Consider the following 15,073-nt stretch of genomic DNA (forward strand, 5'->3'; position numbering starts at 1 on the left):
AAGTTTAATTATGCAGTTACATTCAAACATTTAGGGAGAAGTTTCTTCCTAAAAATTAAGAATCCTTAAAGATAAAAACTTATAGACAAGATATAATGACGATTGTTGATATAAAGTTCAAAAAAGTTAAGCTAAATAAACATTGTGGATAATTGGAATATTTTAGTAGAAAATACAGACGATGGTTTTACGGTAGCGACTGTCTTAGAAGTTCCTGATTGTCAAATTACTGATAAAACAAAACAAGGTGCTGTTGAAAAAGTTATTTCTAAGTTGCAAAAACGCCTAGCTAATGCCGAAATTGTTAAGATTCCAATATCAACGCAACCACTTGTCTCAGAAAGCTCTTTAATGAAATTTGCTGGAATATTTCAGGATGACCCAGATTTTCTTGAAATTATGCAACAAATGAGAGCAGAGCGCGAATTAGATAGCGACCAATGAGTTTCTGGATTCTTGATACCGATCACGCCTCACTATTTCTAGCTGGAAATAAGTCAATCATAGCTCAAGTTGCAAAGCATTCTAATGATGTAGCCATTACCGTAATTACTGTTCAAGAACTATTTAATGGTTGGGCTGGAAAATTAAATGACCCTGCACAACAGGGCAATCTTGTTCATCTTTATACTACATTATGGAAAACCACAGAATTTTTTAAGGTAATAACTGTCTTGAACTTTGAAGAAGATGCTGAAAATACTTATCAAGCCTTACGGCAAAATAAGGCTTTAGCAAAAAAGAGAATTGAAAAAGATTTACGAATAGCATCTATTGCTCTGGCTCAAAATGCAACAATCGTTACACGTAATTACAAAGATTTTTCCCAAATTCCAAACCTAAATATTGAAAATGGGCAAGATTAATACTTTTGTACAAGTCTCTACGAGAATTAGTATCATCAAAATGCTTTTTTACATTTTTGTCTTATGAAATAAATAAGTAAGTGTTATTGCCCTTATACAAAAAACCAGACAGATATGTCCGGGATGAAGGATTCTTATCCTTCGATTGGTAGATTTAATTAATGCACCTTTTCGCGACCAAAAAAGTAGATAGCACCAAATTTATAACAACACAAACTTTATCTATGCTTTAAATTGCACATTGTTAAATTCATACTAACTTAAAAATATAAAAGCTTCAAAATGTTATGATATTTAATTAAATTATTCTTAAAAAGTAAAATAATTGTTCTCAACATTGAGATATTTTCTCTACACAAATCGATCTATTTTTTAGATATATACACGTAAGTTTCATATAGGAAACGTGCATTAAATAGCCTGTTATTAGCTAGCTTTAATGCTTAGATTCTCAAAACAATACTCTTATGAATAAATATTGGTATTGATATCATCCATGCCTTTATTGCTGGTACACAGATATCAGTATTCTTTGTTTGATTGCACTAAGAAATGCTGAGTTATTTTTATAACTCGTTACACTGAACTTTGAAAAAACAGATAAATTTCATCTTAGATGCAGCAATTATGATGTTAATAGGATTGTTGTTGCTGATTATATTCGGAAACATCAATTGCGTTTGCGTTGGGTAAAATTTTTCTTATCGACACGATTCTTTTTTCTGGCAATGCAACAACCACATTGGGTAAAGTTTTGAGAAACTCTGACGGTAATGGTGCATTTTCATTATCGAGAGTGAGATAAAGCGTTCTATGGTTATGAGGTGCATTTTTTACCATAATCTTGAGTGCATCTATTGGAGAAGAATTTAAAACTGCTGTTTCTATCAATCCACGATTTGAACCACCCACGCTTAAATGAAACCAACCACTTGAGCGTCTACTACCCGTACATAAGCTAAATTCATGTTCGCTGTTTTTCAAGGAATACAAATAAGCTCCCGTTGTTCTCCCATCAAGATTACGAGCGATAAATACTGCATTACCGTTCGTCGAAGCATACAATAAACCCCGCTGTTGCAGGGATTTTAAAAGCTTTTGTGGAATAGAGTGCTTTTGGTTTAAGTAATCTTCGACAACTAAAAGATGGTTGTGTGAAGGTATGGGTGGCACAAATATAGATTCTTGTGTTTGTCGTGCAATAGTTAAAGCGCTTTTGGAAACTGCGTGTGTCATACTAGTTTCACCAAATCTGTCCCGCAACCAAACTACAGCATCATCAAAATTACACTTGTTAACGCTCATCACTAAAGACAGCGGATTACCTAAATGCTCATATTGATTCAGCCCTAGTTCGTAAGCAACTTCGGATAATTTTAAGTCTAGTCGTTCGTGGTTTGCTCTGAGCAGCCTTACTTCATTTTCTAAAGAGTATCGTAATTGTTCGCTCACAGATGCGGTTTGCTTTAACTCGGTGAGTTGTTGAAGAATGCGATCGCGCTCTCTCAATTGATAATTAATCACCTCCAATTGCGGATTTAATAACTCAATCACCCTTTGTCTGTATGCAACACTTCCTTCTCGTGGTTGGGGTTGGGGAATATAACGCTCTAAGTCGAGTAATTGAGAATCTTGATTTACTGCTGCATAGTACTTTTTGATTTTAGTGTGAGTCGCAACACTCCCTTTTACACCTCGCACTATTCCCAAATGTTCAACAGCATTTGCAAAACTATCTTGTAACTGATACATTTTCACCCTCGTACCAAATAATGCTTTGCAATTCAGTTTTCCCCGCTCATCCAACGGTACAAGATAAGCGTGGATATGCGGTGTTATTTCATCGAGATGTAATGATGCTTTGACTATGCGATCACCCCAAGAATTATCTAACCACTCAACAACTGCCTCTACGAAATCATCCAAGCGCTGTTTGTCATAATTTCCACCTTCGTGTGCTGCATAGGGACGGAAGTATTCTGCGCTTGCACTCAGCAACATCTCGACTGTTAGAACGGCATCAGAGCGATATTTTTGAGAACCGATTTTGTTTCTTACCTTCAAAACTAAATCAAGATTGTCACAATTTTCTACGACTTCTAAATTCTTGATCTGCGGGTTTGCCGACGGTGTATTTACCTCTCTTGCAGTGTGTGCTTCACTCCGAGCCAAAGCACCCCAGGATTTTATTTTCTGAATTCTACAAATTGTAAAAGCCATCTTTTTTTATCCGAGAAAATAATAAGAATTAATTTTAATTACTGTTATCGCATTTATTAGGAAGAGTACAGAATTGACTTCTAAAAATATCTAAAAATAGCCAAAATATATACCTAATTAATTACGTAAACAAGAAATAATATGAGTATTTTTTGAATCATATATGTTGTGTATAAAGACTGATAAGTTCGATTCTTCCCACTATTTATGGTTAATATACAAAACACTAAATATTATCAAAACTAGTAATTATACAGAAGCATTATTTCAAGATGATGTTCTTAAGATAAAAGCATAGAGACAAATACAGCACCATAACAATATTAATTGATATAAGTTCAACTATCGCTGCTTTTATACTGATATTTTTCGGCACTTCTTGCCTAAGTATCTTATCTGTCTTTAGTTATATTGCAGTAATTAGGATTAGTTTGCTAACAAGGTAAGTAAGATTTTATTTTATGAGAAGGGAGAGGAAATTAAATAGTGAATGTATTAGCCTTACTAATCAGATGTACCTTGCCAGAAAAACCATTATTCGGAAATCAAGAACTATGACCAATTTAATTTTTGACGTGATTAGGCTGAATTATTTGCCAGCCATTATTCAAAACAAAGGTGTAGTGTGTTTCACCTTTATAACTGAGAAGAAGCTGAAATATTTTATGCCCTATTTTTAACGCTGCATTTAATATTTTCTAAAATCACTGTTGAATTTAGTCATTTAATACTGTGTTTTATTCCTCAATTTCTCTCTCCGTAGCAGTTAGACAGTTTTCATTAATCAAAATAATCATAAGGTGGTTGCTAGAACTTCCGGACAGAATGCTTCACAACTAGCTCCTGCTGTGGTGGCTGCTGGTAGCGATATTTCTACTACTCCTCTAACAAAGTTGTTGAAAAGTACCAGTAACATTAATAAACGCCATGAATTGATCCAAGTACAGAAGGCTATAAAGGTTGCTAGGAGGGAATATGCGGCAGTACTCACAAGTTGGTTAGACCAAGTAGTTTCACGTTCGCTGGTTTCAGAAATCTTATTTTGCGGTGGAACTGCGGATTACATGAGGAGAGAGTTAAATTCACATTATTCAGGGACAGTTTGTTTATGGGGAGTTGGTGCAGACATTCCATCACAAGTTGATAGCTTTGGATTGGGAAGTCGGTTGGCTGATGTTTACAGCGTATTTTTGTATTTCTTAAAACAAATAGATGTGTAATAAACAAATCGATTTTCGTTGGCGTTATCAGCCATGTCAATCAATGGATGGATGTCCAATTAATGAATTATATTCAATCCAATCGGATTACGGGTAAAACACAAATGATGCTTGTAGCAGTGCGTTCATTTTGGCTGACTCATGCTCTTGCTAATTATTCAGATGATGAAAAAGAAGTACAGCGCATAGCTCAAATTTGTGTAAAATCTCTCAGAAAACAGGCACAAGAAATTGTTGAATTAGCAGGATTGGAAGATGCTTCTCTAACATTTTTAACACAGAATTCTATACAGTCTCGTTCAAATAATCATTCTTGCGATCGCCTCGATAATCAAAGCGAAAATAATGTTTACGATGATACGGGTTTAAGTAATTTTATGTAAGTTATCTAACATAGGTTTTGTATGAGTTTTCAACCAGTTAAAAGGAAAAGAGGCAGACCCAAAAAAACGGTTTTGACCCTTCGAGAAGATATACAAACAGAAAAATTAACTATGGATAAGAATAAATTACCAACGAATGAAAAAGTAGAAGATTGGGATAAAGAAATTGATGGCTCGGAAATAAATGAAGAAATTACAGAACCTCCAATCAATGAAATATTAAAGGGAGAAACTACTCAGGGCAATCATAATAGCGAGGAACAACAACAAACATCAACTAATGGTTTTGTTCGAGTAGAGAAAGAAAATAGTTTCAAACAACCAACAATTATTCACATTATTGACGGAGAAAAAGGGGGGTGCGGTAAATCATTTTTTTGTAGAACCTTTATTGAATACTGCAATTCCATCGCTTACGATGTGGCAATTGTTGACGCTGATACAAGTAATAAAGATATAGCTAAAATTTATCCGTCGGTTGAAGTTGCTTTTTTTAGTGATGATGAAAAGCTGGCATCGGAAGCTGATAAAATATTTGATTTGGCTTTTGAAAAATCCGTACTTGTCAATCTACCCGCTCAAGTTTATTCCAATGTTACTGACTGGATAGAACGTAATGATTTAGTTAATTTAGGTAAAGATAATTCAATTAAGTTTATTAAATGGTTTGTTTGTATGGGAGGTGTTGACTCGGTAAATTTCTTTCTTAAATCCTTAGATGATTTAGGAGATGACATTATTCATGTATTTGTAAGAAATCAAGGATTATGCGATGACTGGCAGTATATAAACCAGATGCCAGAATTTCAATCGGCTGTCAGTGACTACAACTTTGTCATCATGGATTTCCCCAAATTTCCATTTTGGGAAAGAAACATGATTGACCGTTTAGGGATAACTTTCGATATGGCGATCGCACATCCCGAATTAAAGGTTGTTCCCAAGCAACGAGTAAAGAATTTTCTAAAATTGGCTTATGCTTCTTTAGCTGCAACGGAGTTAATTCAATGAGTGCAGTTGATGCTTCCAAAAGTATAGAAGAAAAACCCAAAACCCCGGATGATTTACTTGCTGAAGCTCTCAAGGGTAAGAGCGAATCGTTTAAAACACGAGTATTGCATTTTGCTCATAGCTGTGGATTATCTCAAGATGACCCATTGTTTCTAATAATGATTGCTACGGGGCAACTAGAAGTAATGTTGGAAGATGCACCCGAAACATTACAAGTACTTTTTAAAACTTGGAATCGGGATTTAGCTTCTAATTTAGAGAAGGTGGAGCAAGTTGCAGTTGAAAGACAAAAGGTAGCAATTAACCGTGCTGCACAAGCTTTGATTCATGAATCTTTGGTACGTGAAGGTCGGAATATTATCAATTCTATTTATCCTGCTGTTATTGTATTTTTTCTGATATTTGCAGCAGGTTTTATCGGTGGAGTCTCTATTCCACCTTGGATTGTAGGTGTGTTGGGAAAGGGATACACCTTGGTGAAGTCGAATAATTTAACTTGGGAGGAATTAGATGCAATGAAATGGGCAATGTCGAATGAAGGTCGATTTGCGAGGAATTTAATTGATTGGAATCGCGGTTATTTGGAGAATGGTGAATGTATCAAGGATACTCAGAAATTGGGTGTAGTTTTATCGCAATACAACCGCAAAGCCAAGTCAGGATTTTGCACTATTTGGGTAGTTCCGGCAGATAAACGTAAGTTTGGTTCTTAGCGCTTAAATCATTACATAAAGACCAAGATGAAAAATCTTCCACAAGCACAAGCGTCTACACATAATCTAAATTAAGATTAAATCTCTATGTAATCATCATCAGATAACTTACTTTCTCTCGCTATTTTTTCCATTTTATTTACCTCTCTTTTCCATTCTTCTTCGTTCGGGTCGTAGAAATAATCAACATCTACGTAACCTTCACTAATAAGTTCTTCTGGAGTCATCCCACAAGAAAGCTGACTGATATTTGTTTGTGGAATATGTGTCCCTTTTTTATCTTTCATAAAATTTACCGGCTCAAGTGTAATTATATTGTTGTTTAACCTTTTTGAAAGAAGTAATTATTAACTCAAGATAATGATTTGGATATGGCTTTAAAGCTCAATCAATTTGATACAAAAACTAAACAAAATACAGGTATCGAACAAAAGCTAACGAATTCGCTTGCACAATATTTATTTCCTAACACTAATTTTAGCATCGGCATTGCTTATCCTAATGCCACAATACCAGAAGACCTGGAAGAAAATTTAGATGGAATGAGTTTACAATTTTCGTCTGGTACAAGGATGTTCTTCGCCGATAACAAGAATGTTCGCTCTTCATTGTATCCTAACCCTTCTGATGGTGCAGCTTATCCTTTACCTTTCACACCTTGTCAAAGCTTTCATGAATTAAAGGAGGTGAGAGTTTTAATTGTTGATGATGTAACTGGAGAAAACGGTGGTGTTATAGCTAAAAATGATGCTCGAAAGTTAGTTGGTGATTGTAAAGGTTTAATAGACAGGGATTTCGCAATTTCTAACAATATACAACCGCGTGCTTTTCAGTTTCGACTTGGTATCAAACCTCAAAAAGAGTGTCCAGTTATGCGAATCGCAAAGGGTACGCTCGCACCTACAAAACTCAGTAGGCTGGGGGAATCTTCTTTTAGCATGAGTGGTAAGCTAACAGACGGTACTCTCCGTTCTAAGATTGGTTACGATATGGTACTAGCGACATCTTCTTTCAAAGGAAGGAAAGGAGAAGATGCGATTAAACCTGGAGAATATATACTTTCCCTGCACAGCGATATATTGATACCTGCTCTCGACGTAAAGAACTTGCTGGAAAAAATTTGGATTCGGATACAGATTCTAAACAAGATATAGATGAAAAACTCTTTCTGTTTGATTTAGTTTCTGACTCGGAAATTCAAGAAGCTCAAGAATGTTCAAACTGTATCAAAGAACAAAAATATTTATTACTTTACTCTCTATTAAAAGCCGATACAGAAAATTTTTATCAACTTCTCGAACATCCGAAAATTATTTCTGACCTGAAAGACTTTGCTCGAAAACAATGGGTAGAGATAGCGACTGGACGTTCTATCAAGTTTACATCCGGTTTAGCTCAACCTAGTTTAGATTTACAGCCAAATGAAATTTGTATTCCTTACTTGAAAGAAGGAGAAGAAATAATAGTTACTCGCTCTCCTTTAATCAATTCCAATGGTGTAATTACTTTAAAAAATAAGCATCTTTCACAAACGCTATCAGGATGCGTCTACATAAACCCAAAAACAGCTATGGATAATATGCAATGCGATTTTGATGGTGATTTACTAGCTTTTGCACCTAGCAAAGAATTTCCGATATTAGCAGAAGAAGTAAAACAAAAGAATTTACCCCAGAATAGATACCCCGATATTGTCAAAAAAACAAAAGTACCTTATCAAGGAACCTTTGCAGAAATTGCTGTTTCTGCTATGGATAATAAAATTGGGGTTATCGCCTCGGAAATTCAGAAAAATATTGCGTTGCAATGTGAAGTTGGTGCAATGCCTCAATCAGAAAAATCTAACTATATAAAAGGTAAAAAACTCGGCACTATTGATGCTTCTTCTCCTCATTTACTCGCTGGATGCGAAGCGGTTGCTACTATCATATCCCCTACCAGCACCAGTGTTGTTGTTAGCAGTTTAAAAAAACCCGATCATAAATTGCAAATTGATAACGTAAATAAATATGCTTTTAAATCTCATCAATGGCAGGGTGAAACAGCCAATATTACTTTAGTTGTAGAAAAAAATACACCAACTGTTTTTGCGAAGATAGATAATCAAGTGCTAGGAAATGTTAACAAAAAATCAGTAATCTTTTTACAAGAAAAACTTACTGCTGTTGGTAAATCGATTCAAGGATTTAGCTTTTCAGGTACTTTAAAAAATGCGAGAGCTAGCTATGCGGATATTGTAATTGACCCGAACAGCGTCAAGTTTCCACAAATAGAAATTACTTTACAACAGCATGGTGAAACTTCTGTTGAAAGCAATAAAAATGTTTGCACCGTTTTATTTTTTGAAGCATCTGTTGATAGTGCGCTTGAACAGAAGACTCAACAAATGATGTGCAATATGCTCAAACGCGCAGTTGAACGTGCGGTGGAATCAGGTTACGACACGGTACAGTTTGTTGATGTTTCGGCAAACCCAGATAAATCTTCAGCTTCGGTAAGAGCTATTAATCAGCTAGCAGCAGAGTATGAAAATATAAACGTTGATTTTATTGGTAGCGCTTCGGTAGAAGATGCAATGCAGATGATGAAGCAGCCATCAGATATTGTGATTGGGGTCAAGAGCGCTCAAACTGTTGGCATTATTGATTTTTTGGCTAACCAAGGTTCGGTGATCGCAGCATATATTCCGCAAACTCAAGAGTTTGATAGACGGAATTTACCACTCCCGAAGAAGACTATAGAAGTCGCGAGAAACAATGCACTCGAAGAACGTTGATTTCCACTAATAACAAGATTAAAAAAAATGACGATGCTTTTTGATATCGAGCAATACCGTCAACCTAATAGACACAGTTATGAATATGACTGGGATTCTACGGTACACGATCCATCTTGGGATGAACTAGATGATTTTCCCGAAATTTCACAAAACACTGAGCTACTTGAAAATAGTAATGAAAAAGTTTCCACAGTTGTGGAAGTTTTAGACAAAGATGGAGAAGAAATACCACTTAAAATTGATCAAGCTTTTAATGATAATAGTTTTAGGCAGCCTTGGCACGAGCGCAAAGTTCTCTGGATAGAGGATTATGTCCGGCAACCTTTACAAATTTACATGAATCCCTTTTACTCTTGTCCCCCTAGCACTGAGAAACCCTGCGGAGAGAAGCGGGGACATATATCACCTTCGATTTCCCTTAGCACCCGATTACAAAGCGAGAACCAAACAAAGTTAAATAATAGTTTGTTATTCTCAACTACTTTAAATATTCAAGTAAGTAATGATGACAATGTGCTAGGGGTAAATACATCACCTTCAACTTCCCCTAGCACCCGATTACAAAATGATAGCCAAACCCAGCAAGACGGTTCATTTTTATCAACTACTCCAAACATCCAAGTAAGTAATGATGACCAGATGCTAGGGGTAAATATATCACCTTCAACTTCCCCTAGCACCCGATTTTACTGTGAGAGTCAAACTAAGTTGGATGATAGTTTATTATTCTCAATTACTCCAAACTTCCAAGTAAGTAATGATGACGAGGAGAAGCGGGGACATATATTACTTTCAATTTCCCCTAGCACCCGATTACAAAATGATAGCCAAACTCAGCAAGACGGTTCATTTTTATCAACTACTCCAAACATCCAAGTAAGTAATGATGACCAGATGCTAGGGATAAATATATTACCTTCAGCTTCCCCTAGCACCCACCGTAAACCTGGAGAAGGTAGCGGTAATCTTTCTTGGGGTTACGCGAATGCTAATAGCACCAAGAAGAAGCCAATCAAACAGCTTTATTTCGAGTGGGAATATGGAGGGAAGAGAGGAAAAACTTATGTGCGATCGCACTTACGAGAGAAAGTTATTTCAATGAATGAAGCGAAGGTTCCAGTTATAGAAATATTGAAATTATTAACTTATAACCCGAAGGTGGCGCGTATTTTAGGTGTTAATTAAGTGGTATGATATTAGGTTTCAAAAAAGAGGATTACACTTTAAGCAATAAGAGCTTCAATTGAGTATATCGTTCCTGAGATTTTCTAGAACGAACGCACATTCCTATAGCTTTCTTACTCCCAATAATAATCGCCAACTTTTTCGCACGAGTTAAGCCAGTATAAAGCAAATTCCGGTTCAACATTACGAATTTTCTTGCCCACAATGTCCACAACGATTGCATCTCAAGGCTTTCACTGTTGTGAATATACAAACAACAAACAAGTTTAACAAAGTGCCCCAACCTGCTGTAACTTAAAATTGATAATATTAAGTCTGTGATTGCGATTCCATTTCCATCATTTTTTTGGCTTGAAGCCAAGACATCAGACTGTAAGGCAGTCCTGATGAAGTGGGGCGATTTACCTTGACTAGTAACTCTCCTTTCATATTTTTAGGTAACTCAGTTGGTGATTCATTCAGGATAAAGAGAGCATCAATCGCTTGAATGTACCATTCCTCAAATCCTTTTGGAAAAACCAACTCTTCATTTTGTGTTTCTTGCGTGTGTGTTTCTGATTTCTTCCAGCGATTCTTTATGCCTTCTGCTAACCATCCAGCAGGATTTTTTATCACTTGAGTAGACAACGCATATTTTAATGCTTCAATAGCTTCCAATGTAATTTCTTCGGGGTTCTGACGAATTAATTTTCTCAAAGTGCTATTTATCGATATACCAAGATTCGCAAGCTCCATCTTTACCGAATTTGGTACAGGAATATGTGGACGCTTTTGCTTGGTATGACTTGAAGTAACTTTTTTAATAGCACCTAAATTTAAAGTAGCTAATTTATTTTTTAGTTGACTATTTTCTTCTGATAACTTTTCTATTTGTGTACTAAGTTTTTGATTGTGTTCTCTAAACCTTTTAACTGTATTTTCGTATTCTTCTAATTCAAATACTCTTCCAGCAAGGGACTGGTTTGCTTGTCTTAACTGAGTTATTTGTTGTTCCAATTCTTTGATTCGCTTTTTTAAATGACCTATAATACGATTTTTAGAATTATCAGAAGCTACAGGTATTTTCCGACCGCTACGCTTTTGTTCTTCTCTGAGTTTTGCAATTTTATTCTTTAACTCAGGATATTTATAAAGATAGCTAGTAGATACCTCAGCTTCACGGGCAACAGCATTAAAGCTAATGACTTTGCCTTGTTGTTGTAATTTACGAATAGCCTTTTGGGTGGCATTCAAAGCATCTTGTTTTTTCTGTTCTGATGCAGCAGATAACCTGGCTATTCTCTCTTCTCTAATATGCTTGGTCATTACTCGGATTTCTCCAACGTAGCAATAATAAGTTCTAGATTTTGTTTAATTGGCTCATTTTTTTTAATTGGTAATTGCCAATTGTATTTATAGGCTTTAGCTAAGACTTCATTTATTCTTTCTAATTGGTCTTTATGCACAGAAATAAAAGCTTTGTTTGTACAAAAATGAGGACACAGATAACATCCTACATCGCCAGCAATATCACAATTTCCTTCTATTTTCGGTCTACCACAATAGCCGTTAGGTAAAGCTATTGCACAAATTTTTCTAGTAAACCACTCTAAATTTTCTGGATTACCTTCAAGTTCTAATGAAACAATTTGACCAGTAATATCAATTGTTCTATTTTGCTGAAACTTAGCTAACTCTTCAATTATTGTTTTATCATGAATATGAGCATAAACCATAGTCATTTCAGGAGATTTATGACCAAGCAACTTTTGTACTATATGTTGAGGTACACCATTATTGATAGCCTCTGTAGCAAAAGTATGTCTAAATTGATGACTGGAAAATTTCCATATTTTTCCATTATCGTCTTTAATCTTAGACCTTACAGCCAATTTATTAAGGTAATAAAGATAGCTGCCTAGTTTAACTGGTTCGTTCTTTTGAGGTACATAATTATCTTCTCTTGAGCCTAAATCTCTTGAAGCAAATAAATACTCATTGTCCGAAAAATATTGTTTTATGAAAGATTGTTGCTCTTTTATTTCTTTTGCAAGTGCGGTAGAAATAGGAGATTTAAACCCATCTGGAATTTTTACTCGGTCTCGATAAATCCACCATTTATGATTATAATCGAGTTCTAAACAATCTAAAGGAATAGTAGCCAAAGTACTATATCTAAACCCGGTTTCAAGAAATAAAGAAACCATTATTTCTATAGTTCTTGGTAATAAGTGTTTATATTGTTTTAGTTGGTCAAGAACTGTTTTTGGTATATAGCGAGGTTTTGTTTCAATTTTTGAATGGTCTTCAGAGCCAATTAAATACTGGTCTATATTAAACCAATTGTTTCTAGAACCTATTTCAAAAAATGACTTTAATTTTGAAACATAATCATTGATTGCATTAGGTTTCAGTTCAGAATTCAGATAAATAACATAATCAACTATTAGCTCTCTATTTATATCTAACATACCATTCACTTCTGGATAGAATTCATTTAGATATCGAGAAAATTTTCTTAAAGCTTTTAAACAACCTGAAATTGTATTGTACTTACTATTTACTGCTTTGAATCTAATAAATTTTTTTGCCAATGCTTTTAACCAAGGCTGACTAATAGGGCTAAAATTTAGTTTTCTTGTACCTAAAGTCTTTGGCGCTTTTAGACCAAGAGTAAGTGCATCCCACACGTCTTCAGATAAAGATAATCTTGGTGATTTATCTGCCTTCGCATCAGGGTCAAATTTCCTGCCGCAATCTTTGCAAATATATCCTTGTTTGCTACATGACTTAAGAAACCCACCTTTGACACAATTTTCACTATGACAAAATCTACATTTAATGCCAGCTATTTTTTTAATTTTACGGAGTTTTGGGTCAATAAAAATCCTTTGACAGTTTTTCTTTTTACATTGATATTGTTGTTCTTTATCAGCGTAAATTCCACGCTTTCTGACCTCTGTAGTTCCACATTCAGGACAACAAAGAATGTTGGGATTGAAATATTTATCTCTGCTTGTTTTTGGACTAATTCGTCTACATCGTTCTCTTGATTTTGGATCTATAAAATCAGTCTTGCATTTTTTACAGCGGTAATTTTGTTTTTTTTTGACTCTAGATTTTCCTGCTTTGATGAAATCTTTATCACCGCAATAAGGACAACACAAAATATTAGAGTCAAAACAACTTAAATCTTTATGACTATTTATTTCTCGGTTGTCTGTGTCAGAGTTAGAAATAACTACTTCTTTAGAATAGTCGGTTAAATCTAATTCTATAGATTGTTTATCTTGTCTCAACATTCTTTTTATTTTCAATATATTTGTCAAAAGCTTCTCTTATATCTTCATCTATAAGATGAACATAAGTATCAATTGTGGTTTGAATATGTTTATGTCCTAATCTTTCTTTGACATAAGACATATCCCATTTAGACCTGATTAATTCTGTGGCATGAGTATGTCTGAACAAATGAGGAGTTATTTTCTGTATTCGAGTTCTTTTTTCTAAACTACGACATAAACTATAAACTCCGTTATAGGTCATTGGTGAACCTATTTTAACTTCACTCGAATAAAGATTTACAAAGACGTAATCACAGTCAATTTCTGGATAGTCATAAACATAATAGTCGTAGTAAAGTTTAAGAATACTCACTGGTACATCTACAGTTCTTTGAGCGTAATTTTTAACGCTGGCATCTTCATGATTATTTGCACGGGCTACAATGCTAATTCGGTTTAACTTCCCATTACTTAAAATATCTTCGTGTCTTAACCCTAACGCTTCTCCAACTCTAATGCCACTTTCATAAAGTAGAGATATAAAAAATCTATCTCTTCGGTTGTTGCAAGCATTGATTATTTTTTGAACTTGTTGAGGGTTAAAACAACCAGGAAAAGGTTTACTTTCTTTAACTCGTAAAAGGTTTCCATAGAAATCTTTTGATTGATTAATGTGATGAAGTAGCCCCTTGAATTTACGAGCAGATGCCGGTCTTTCAATAGTCGTATCAACACAAGAGTATATATTATTTAAGCGTTGATGATACTTAATAAACTGACATACTACAGTTATTATGTTGTTGATAGTTGATTCTGCACGTTTAGATGTTTTAGATTCTATGGATATAACTAACGGGTCGTATTCTGGACGACGCAACCAATGAATAAATCCTGATAATTGTTCTAAAGTGATTGATTTCCACTCTATTGAATATCTGTCTAGATACTCCCAATAAAGTTTCAGGTTGTAGGCATAAGTTTTGAGACTTTTAGATGAACGATTTAAGCCAGCAAGATGGCTGATGTAACTAAGAATTGGCTTAATTGGTTTGTAGTTTCTATCTAGGACAAACCAAACTATCTTACCTGTACTTGGTAATTGACCTTTCTGTACTTTCATGGATATTTATTGTTATCACTATTATATAGCTATATGTCCACATCAAGTTGAAAACATTTATTAAGCTACCTGTCGTGGCTGTTGTTGTTAAAAGTTGTTGTTGTAAAGAAAATACGAAATGTTGCGAATATAGTGGCAACAATACAACCGGATATTCCGAACCTTGCGACTTATGTATGCTGACGCTCCAAGCCAAAGCCAGTTCATTTAAGTCAGCGTAATCGTAAGTAACGTCCCGTGCGGTGTAGTTTACAATTACTTCCTGTTCTTCGGTGTCAATATTTGTAATAAACCCCATATCAAAATAATTCGT

At 34.9% G+C, this 15,073-nt stretch carries 16 protein-coding genes; 9 read left to right on the plus strand and 7 right to left on the minus strand.

The features are described 5' to 3' along the window. Nucleotides 1-144: 144 nt before the first annotated feature. Together VB797_RS20930 and VB797_RS20935 are read left to right on the plus strand one after the other, a co-directional pair. Entirely contained in the window at nucleotides 145-444 is a 300-nt protein-coding gene (locus VB797_RS20930) for a hypothetical protein (RefSeq protein ID WP_323239673.1), read from the plus strand. Next, a complete protein-coding gene (locus tag VB797_RS20935; RefSeq protein WP_323239674.1) occupies nucleotides 441-866 on the plus strand; it encodes a type II toxin-antitoxin system VapC family toxin in 426 nt (141 codons plus the stop codon). Before VB797_RS20930 ends, VB797_RS20935 begins: the two co-directional genes overlap by 4 nt. A gap of 633 nt (nucleotides 867-1,499) precedes the next feature. Here the strand turns inward: VB797_RS20935 and mobV are convergent. Continuing rightward, nucleotides 1,500-3,086, minus strand: a complete 1,587-nt coding sequence (gene mobV, locus VB797_RS20940; RefSeq protein ID WP_323239675.1) for a MobV family relaxase — start codon at nucleotides 3,084-3,086, stop codon at nucleotides 1,500-1,502. A gap of 800 nt (nucleotides 3,087-3,886) precedes the next feature. Here mobV and VB797_RS20945 point away from each other — a divergent pair. From VB797_RS20945 to VB797_RS20960, 4 genes are all read left to right on the plus strand, one after another. Then, nucleotides 3,887-4,306 carry a hypothetical protein gene (locus VB797_RS20945; RefSeq protein ID WP_323239676.1) on the plus strand — a complete coding sequence of 140 codons (420 nt, stop codon included), beginning with the start codon at nucleotides 3,887-3,889 and terminating at the stop codon, nucleotides 4,304-4,306. Between the two features lie 62 nt (nucleotides 4,307-4,368). After that, nucleotides 4,369-4,689, plus strand: a complete 321-nt coding sequence (locus VB797_RS20950) for a hypothetical protein (RefSeq protein WP_323239677.1) — start codon at nucleotides 4,369-4,371, stop codon at nucleotides 4,687-4,689. A 111-nt stretch (nucleotides 4,690-4,800) separates the two neighbouring features. After that, nucleotides 4,801-5,700: a cobalamin biosynthesis protein CobQ gene (locus tag VB797_RS20955; RefSeq protein ID WP_323239678.1), complete on the plus strand. Its 900-nt coding sequence runs from the start codon at nucleotides 4,801-4,803 to the stop codon at nucleotides 5,698-5,700. Beyond that, nucleotides 5,697-6,413 carry a DUF6753 family protein gene (locus tag VB797_RS20960; RefSeq protein ID WP_323239679.1) on the plus strand — a complete coding sequence of 239 codons (717 nt, stop codon included), beginning with the start codon at nucleotides 5,697-5,699 and terminating at the stop codon, nucleotides 6,411-6,413. Before VB797_RS20955 ends, VB797_RS20960 begins: the two co-directional genes overlap by 4 nt. 77 nt (nucleotides 6,414-6,490) lie before the next feature. On the opposite strand, the gene VB797_RS20965 is transcribed toward VB797_RS20960, so the two are convergent. Next, complete coding sequence (locus tag VB797_RS20965) at nucleotides 6,491-6,700, minus strand: hypothetical protein (RefSeq protein ID WP_323239680.1); 210 nt, start codon at nucleotides 6,698-6,700, stop codon at nucleotides 6,491-6,493. A gap of 84 nt (nucleotides 6,701-6,784) precedes the next feature. Between VB797_RS20965 and VB797_RS20970 the strand changes: the two genes are divergently transcribed. Genes VB797_RS20970 through VB797_RS20980 form a run of 3 tightly spaced genes read left to right on the plus strand, consistent with a single transcriptional unit; the run spans nucleotide 6,785 to nucleotide 10,377 of the window. Continuing rightward, a complete protein-coding gene (locus VB797_RS20970; RefSeq protein WP_323239681.1) occupies nucleotides 6,785-7,567 on the plus strand; it encodes a hypothetical protein in 783 nt (260 codons plus the stop codon). Then, complete coding sequence (locus VB797_RS20975) at nucleotides 7,534-9,189, plus strand: hypothetical protein (RefSeq protein WP_323239682.1); 1,656 nt, start codon at nucleotides 7,534-7,536, stop codon at nucleotides 9,187-9,189. The genes VB797_RS20970 and VB797_RS20975 overlap by 34 nt, the downstream gene beginning before the upstream one ends. Nucleotides 9,190-9,216: 27 nt before the next feature. Then, nucleotides 9,217-10,377, plus strand: a complete 1,161-nt coding sequence (locus VB797_RS20980; RefSeq protein WP_323239683.1) for a hypothetical protein — start codon at nucleotides 9,217-9,219, stop codon at nucleotides 10,375-10,377. A gap of 31 nt (nucleotides 10,378-10,408) precedes the next feature. Here VB797_RS20980 and VB797_RS20985 read toward each other — a convergent pair whose 3' ends face one another. The 5 genes from VB797_RS20985 to VB797_RS21005 form a co-directional block, all read right to left on the minus strand. Beyond that, entirely contained in the window at nucleotides 10,409-10,600 is a 192-nt protein-coding gene (locus VB797_RS20985; RefSeq protein ID WP_323239684.1) for an ATP-binding domain-containing protein, read from the minus strand. A gap of 86 nt (nucleotides 10,601-10,686) precedes the next feature. Then, nucleotides 10,687-11,682 (minus strand): DUF6262 family protein, encoded by a 996-nt coding sequence (locus VB797_RS20990; RefSeq protein WP_323239685.1) that lies wholly within the window; start codon nucleotides 11,680-11,682, stop codon nucleotides 10,687-10,689. Further along, a complete protein-coding gene (locus VB797_RS20995; protein ID WP_323239686.1) occupies nucleotides 11,682-13,658 on the minus strand; it encodes a tyrosine-type recombinase/integrase in 1,977 nt (658 codons plus the stop codon). Before VB797_RS20995 ends, VB797_RS20990 begins: the two co-directional genes overlap by 1 nt. Then, nucleotides 13,642-14,760: a tyrosine-type recombinase/integrase gene (locus VB797_RS21000; protein ID WP_323239687.1), complete on the minus strand. Its 1,119-nt coding sequence runs from the start codon at nucleotides 14,758-14,760 to the stop codon at nucleotides 13,642-13,644. Before VB797_RS21000 ends, VB797_RS20995 begins: the two co-directional genes overlap by 17 nt. After that, complete coding sequence (locus VB797_RS21005) at nucleotides 14,723-15,058, minus strand: ATP-binding domain-containing protein (RefSeq protein ID WP_323239688.1); 336 nt, start codon at nucleotides 15,056-15,058, stop codon at nucleotides 14,723-14,725. The genes VB797_RS21000 and VB797_RS21005 overlap by 38 nt, the downstream gene beginning before the upstream one ends. Nucleotides 15,059-15,073 lie beyond the last annotated feature (15 nt).

This window comes from Rivularia sp. UHCC 0363 (assembly GCF_034931125.1).
In the GTDB taxonomy this organism is placed as follows: Bacteria; Cyanobacteriota; Cyanobacteriia; order Cyanobacteriales; family Nostocaceae; genus Rivularia.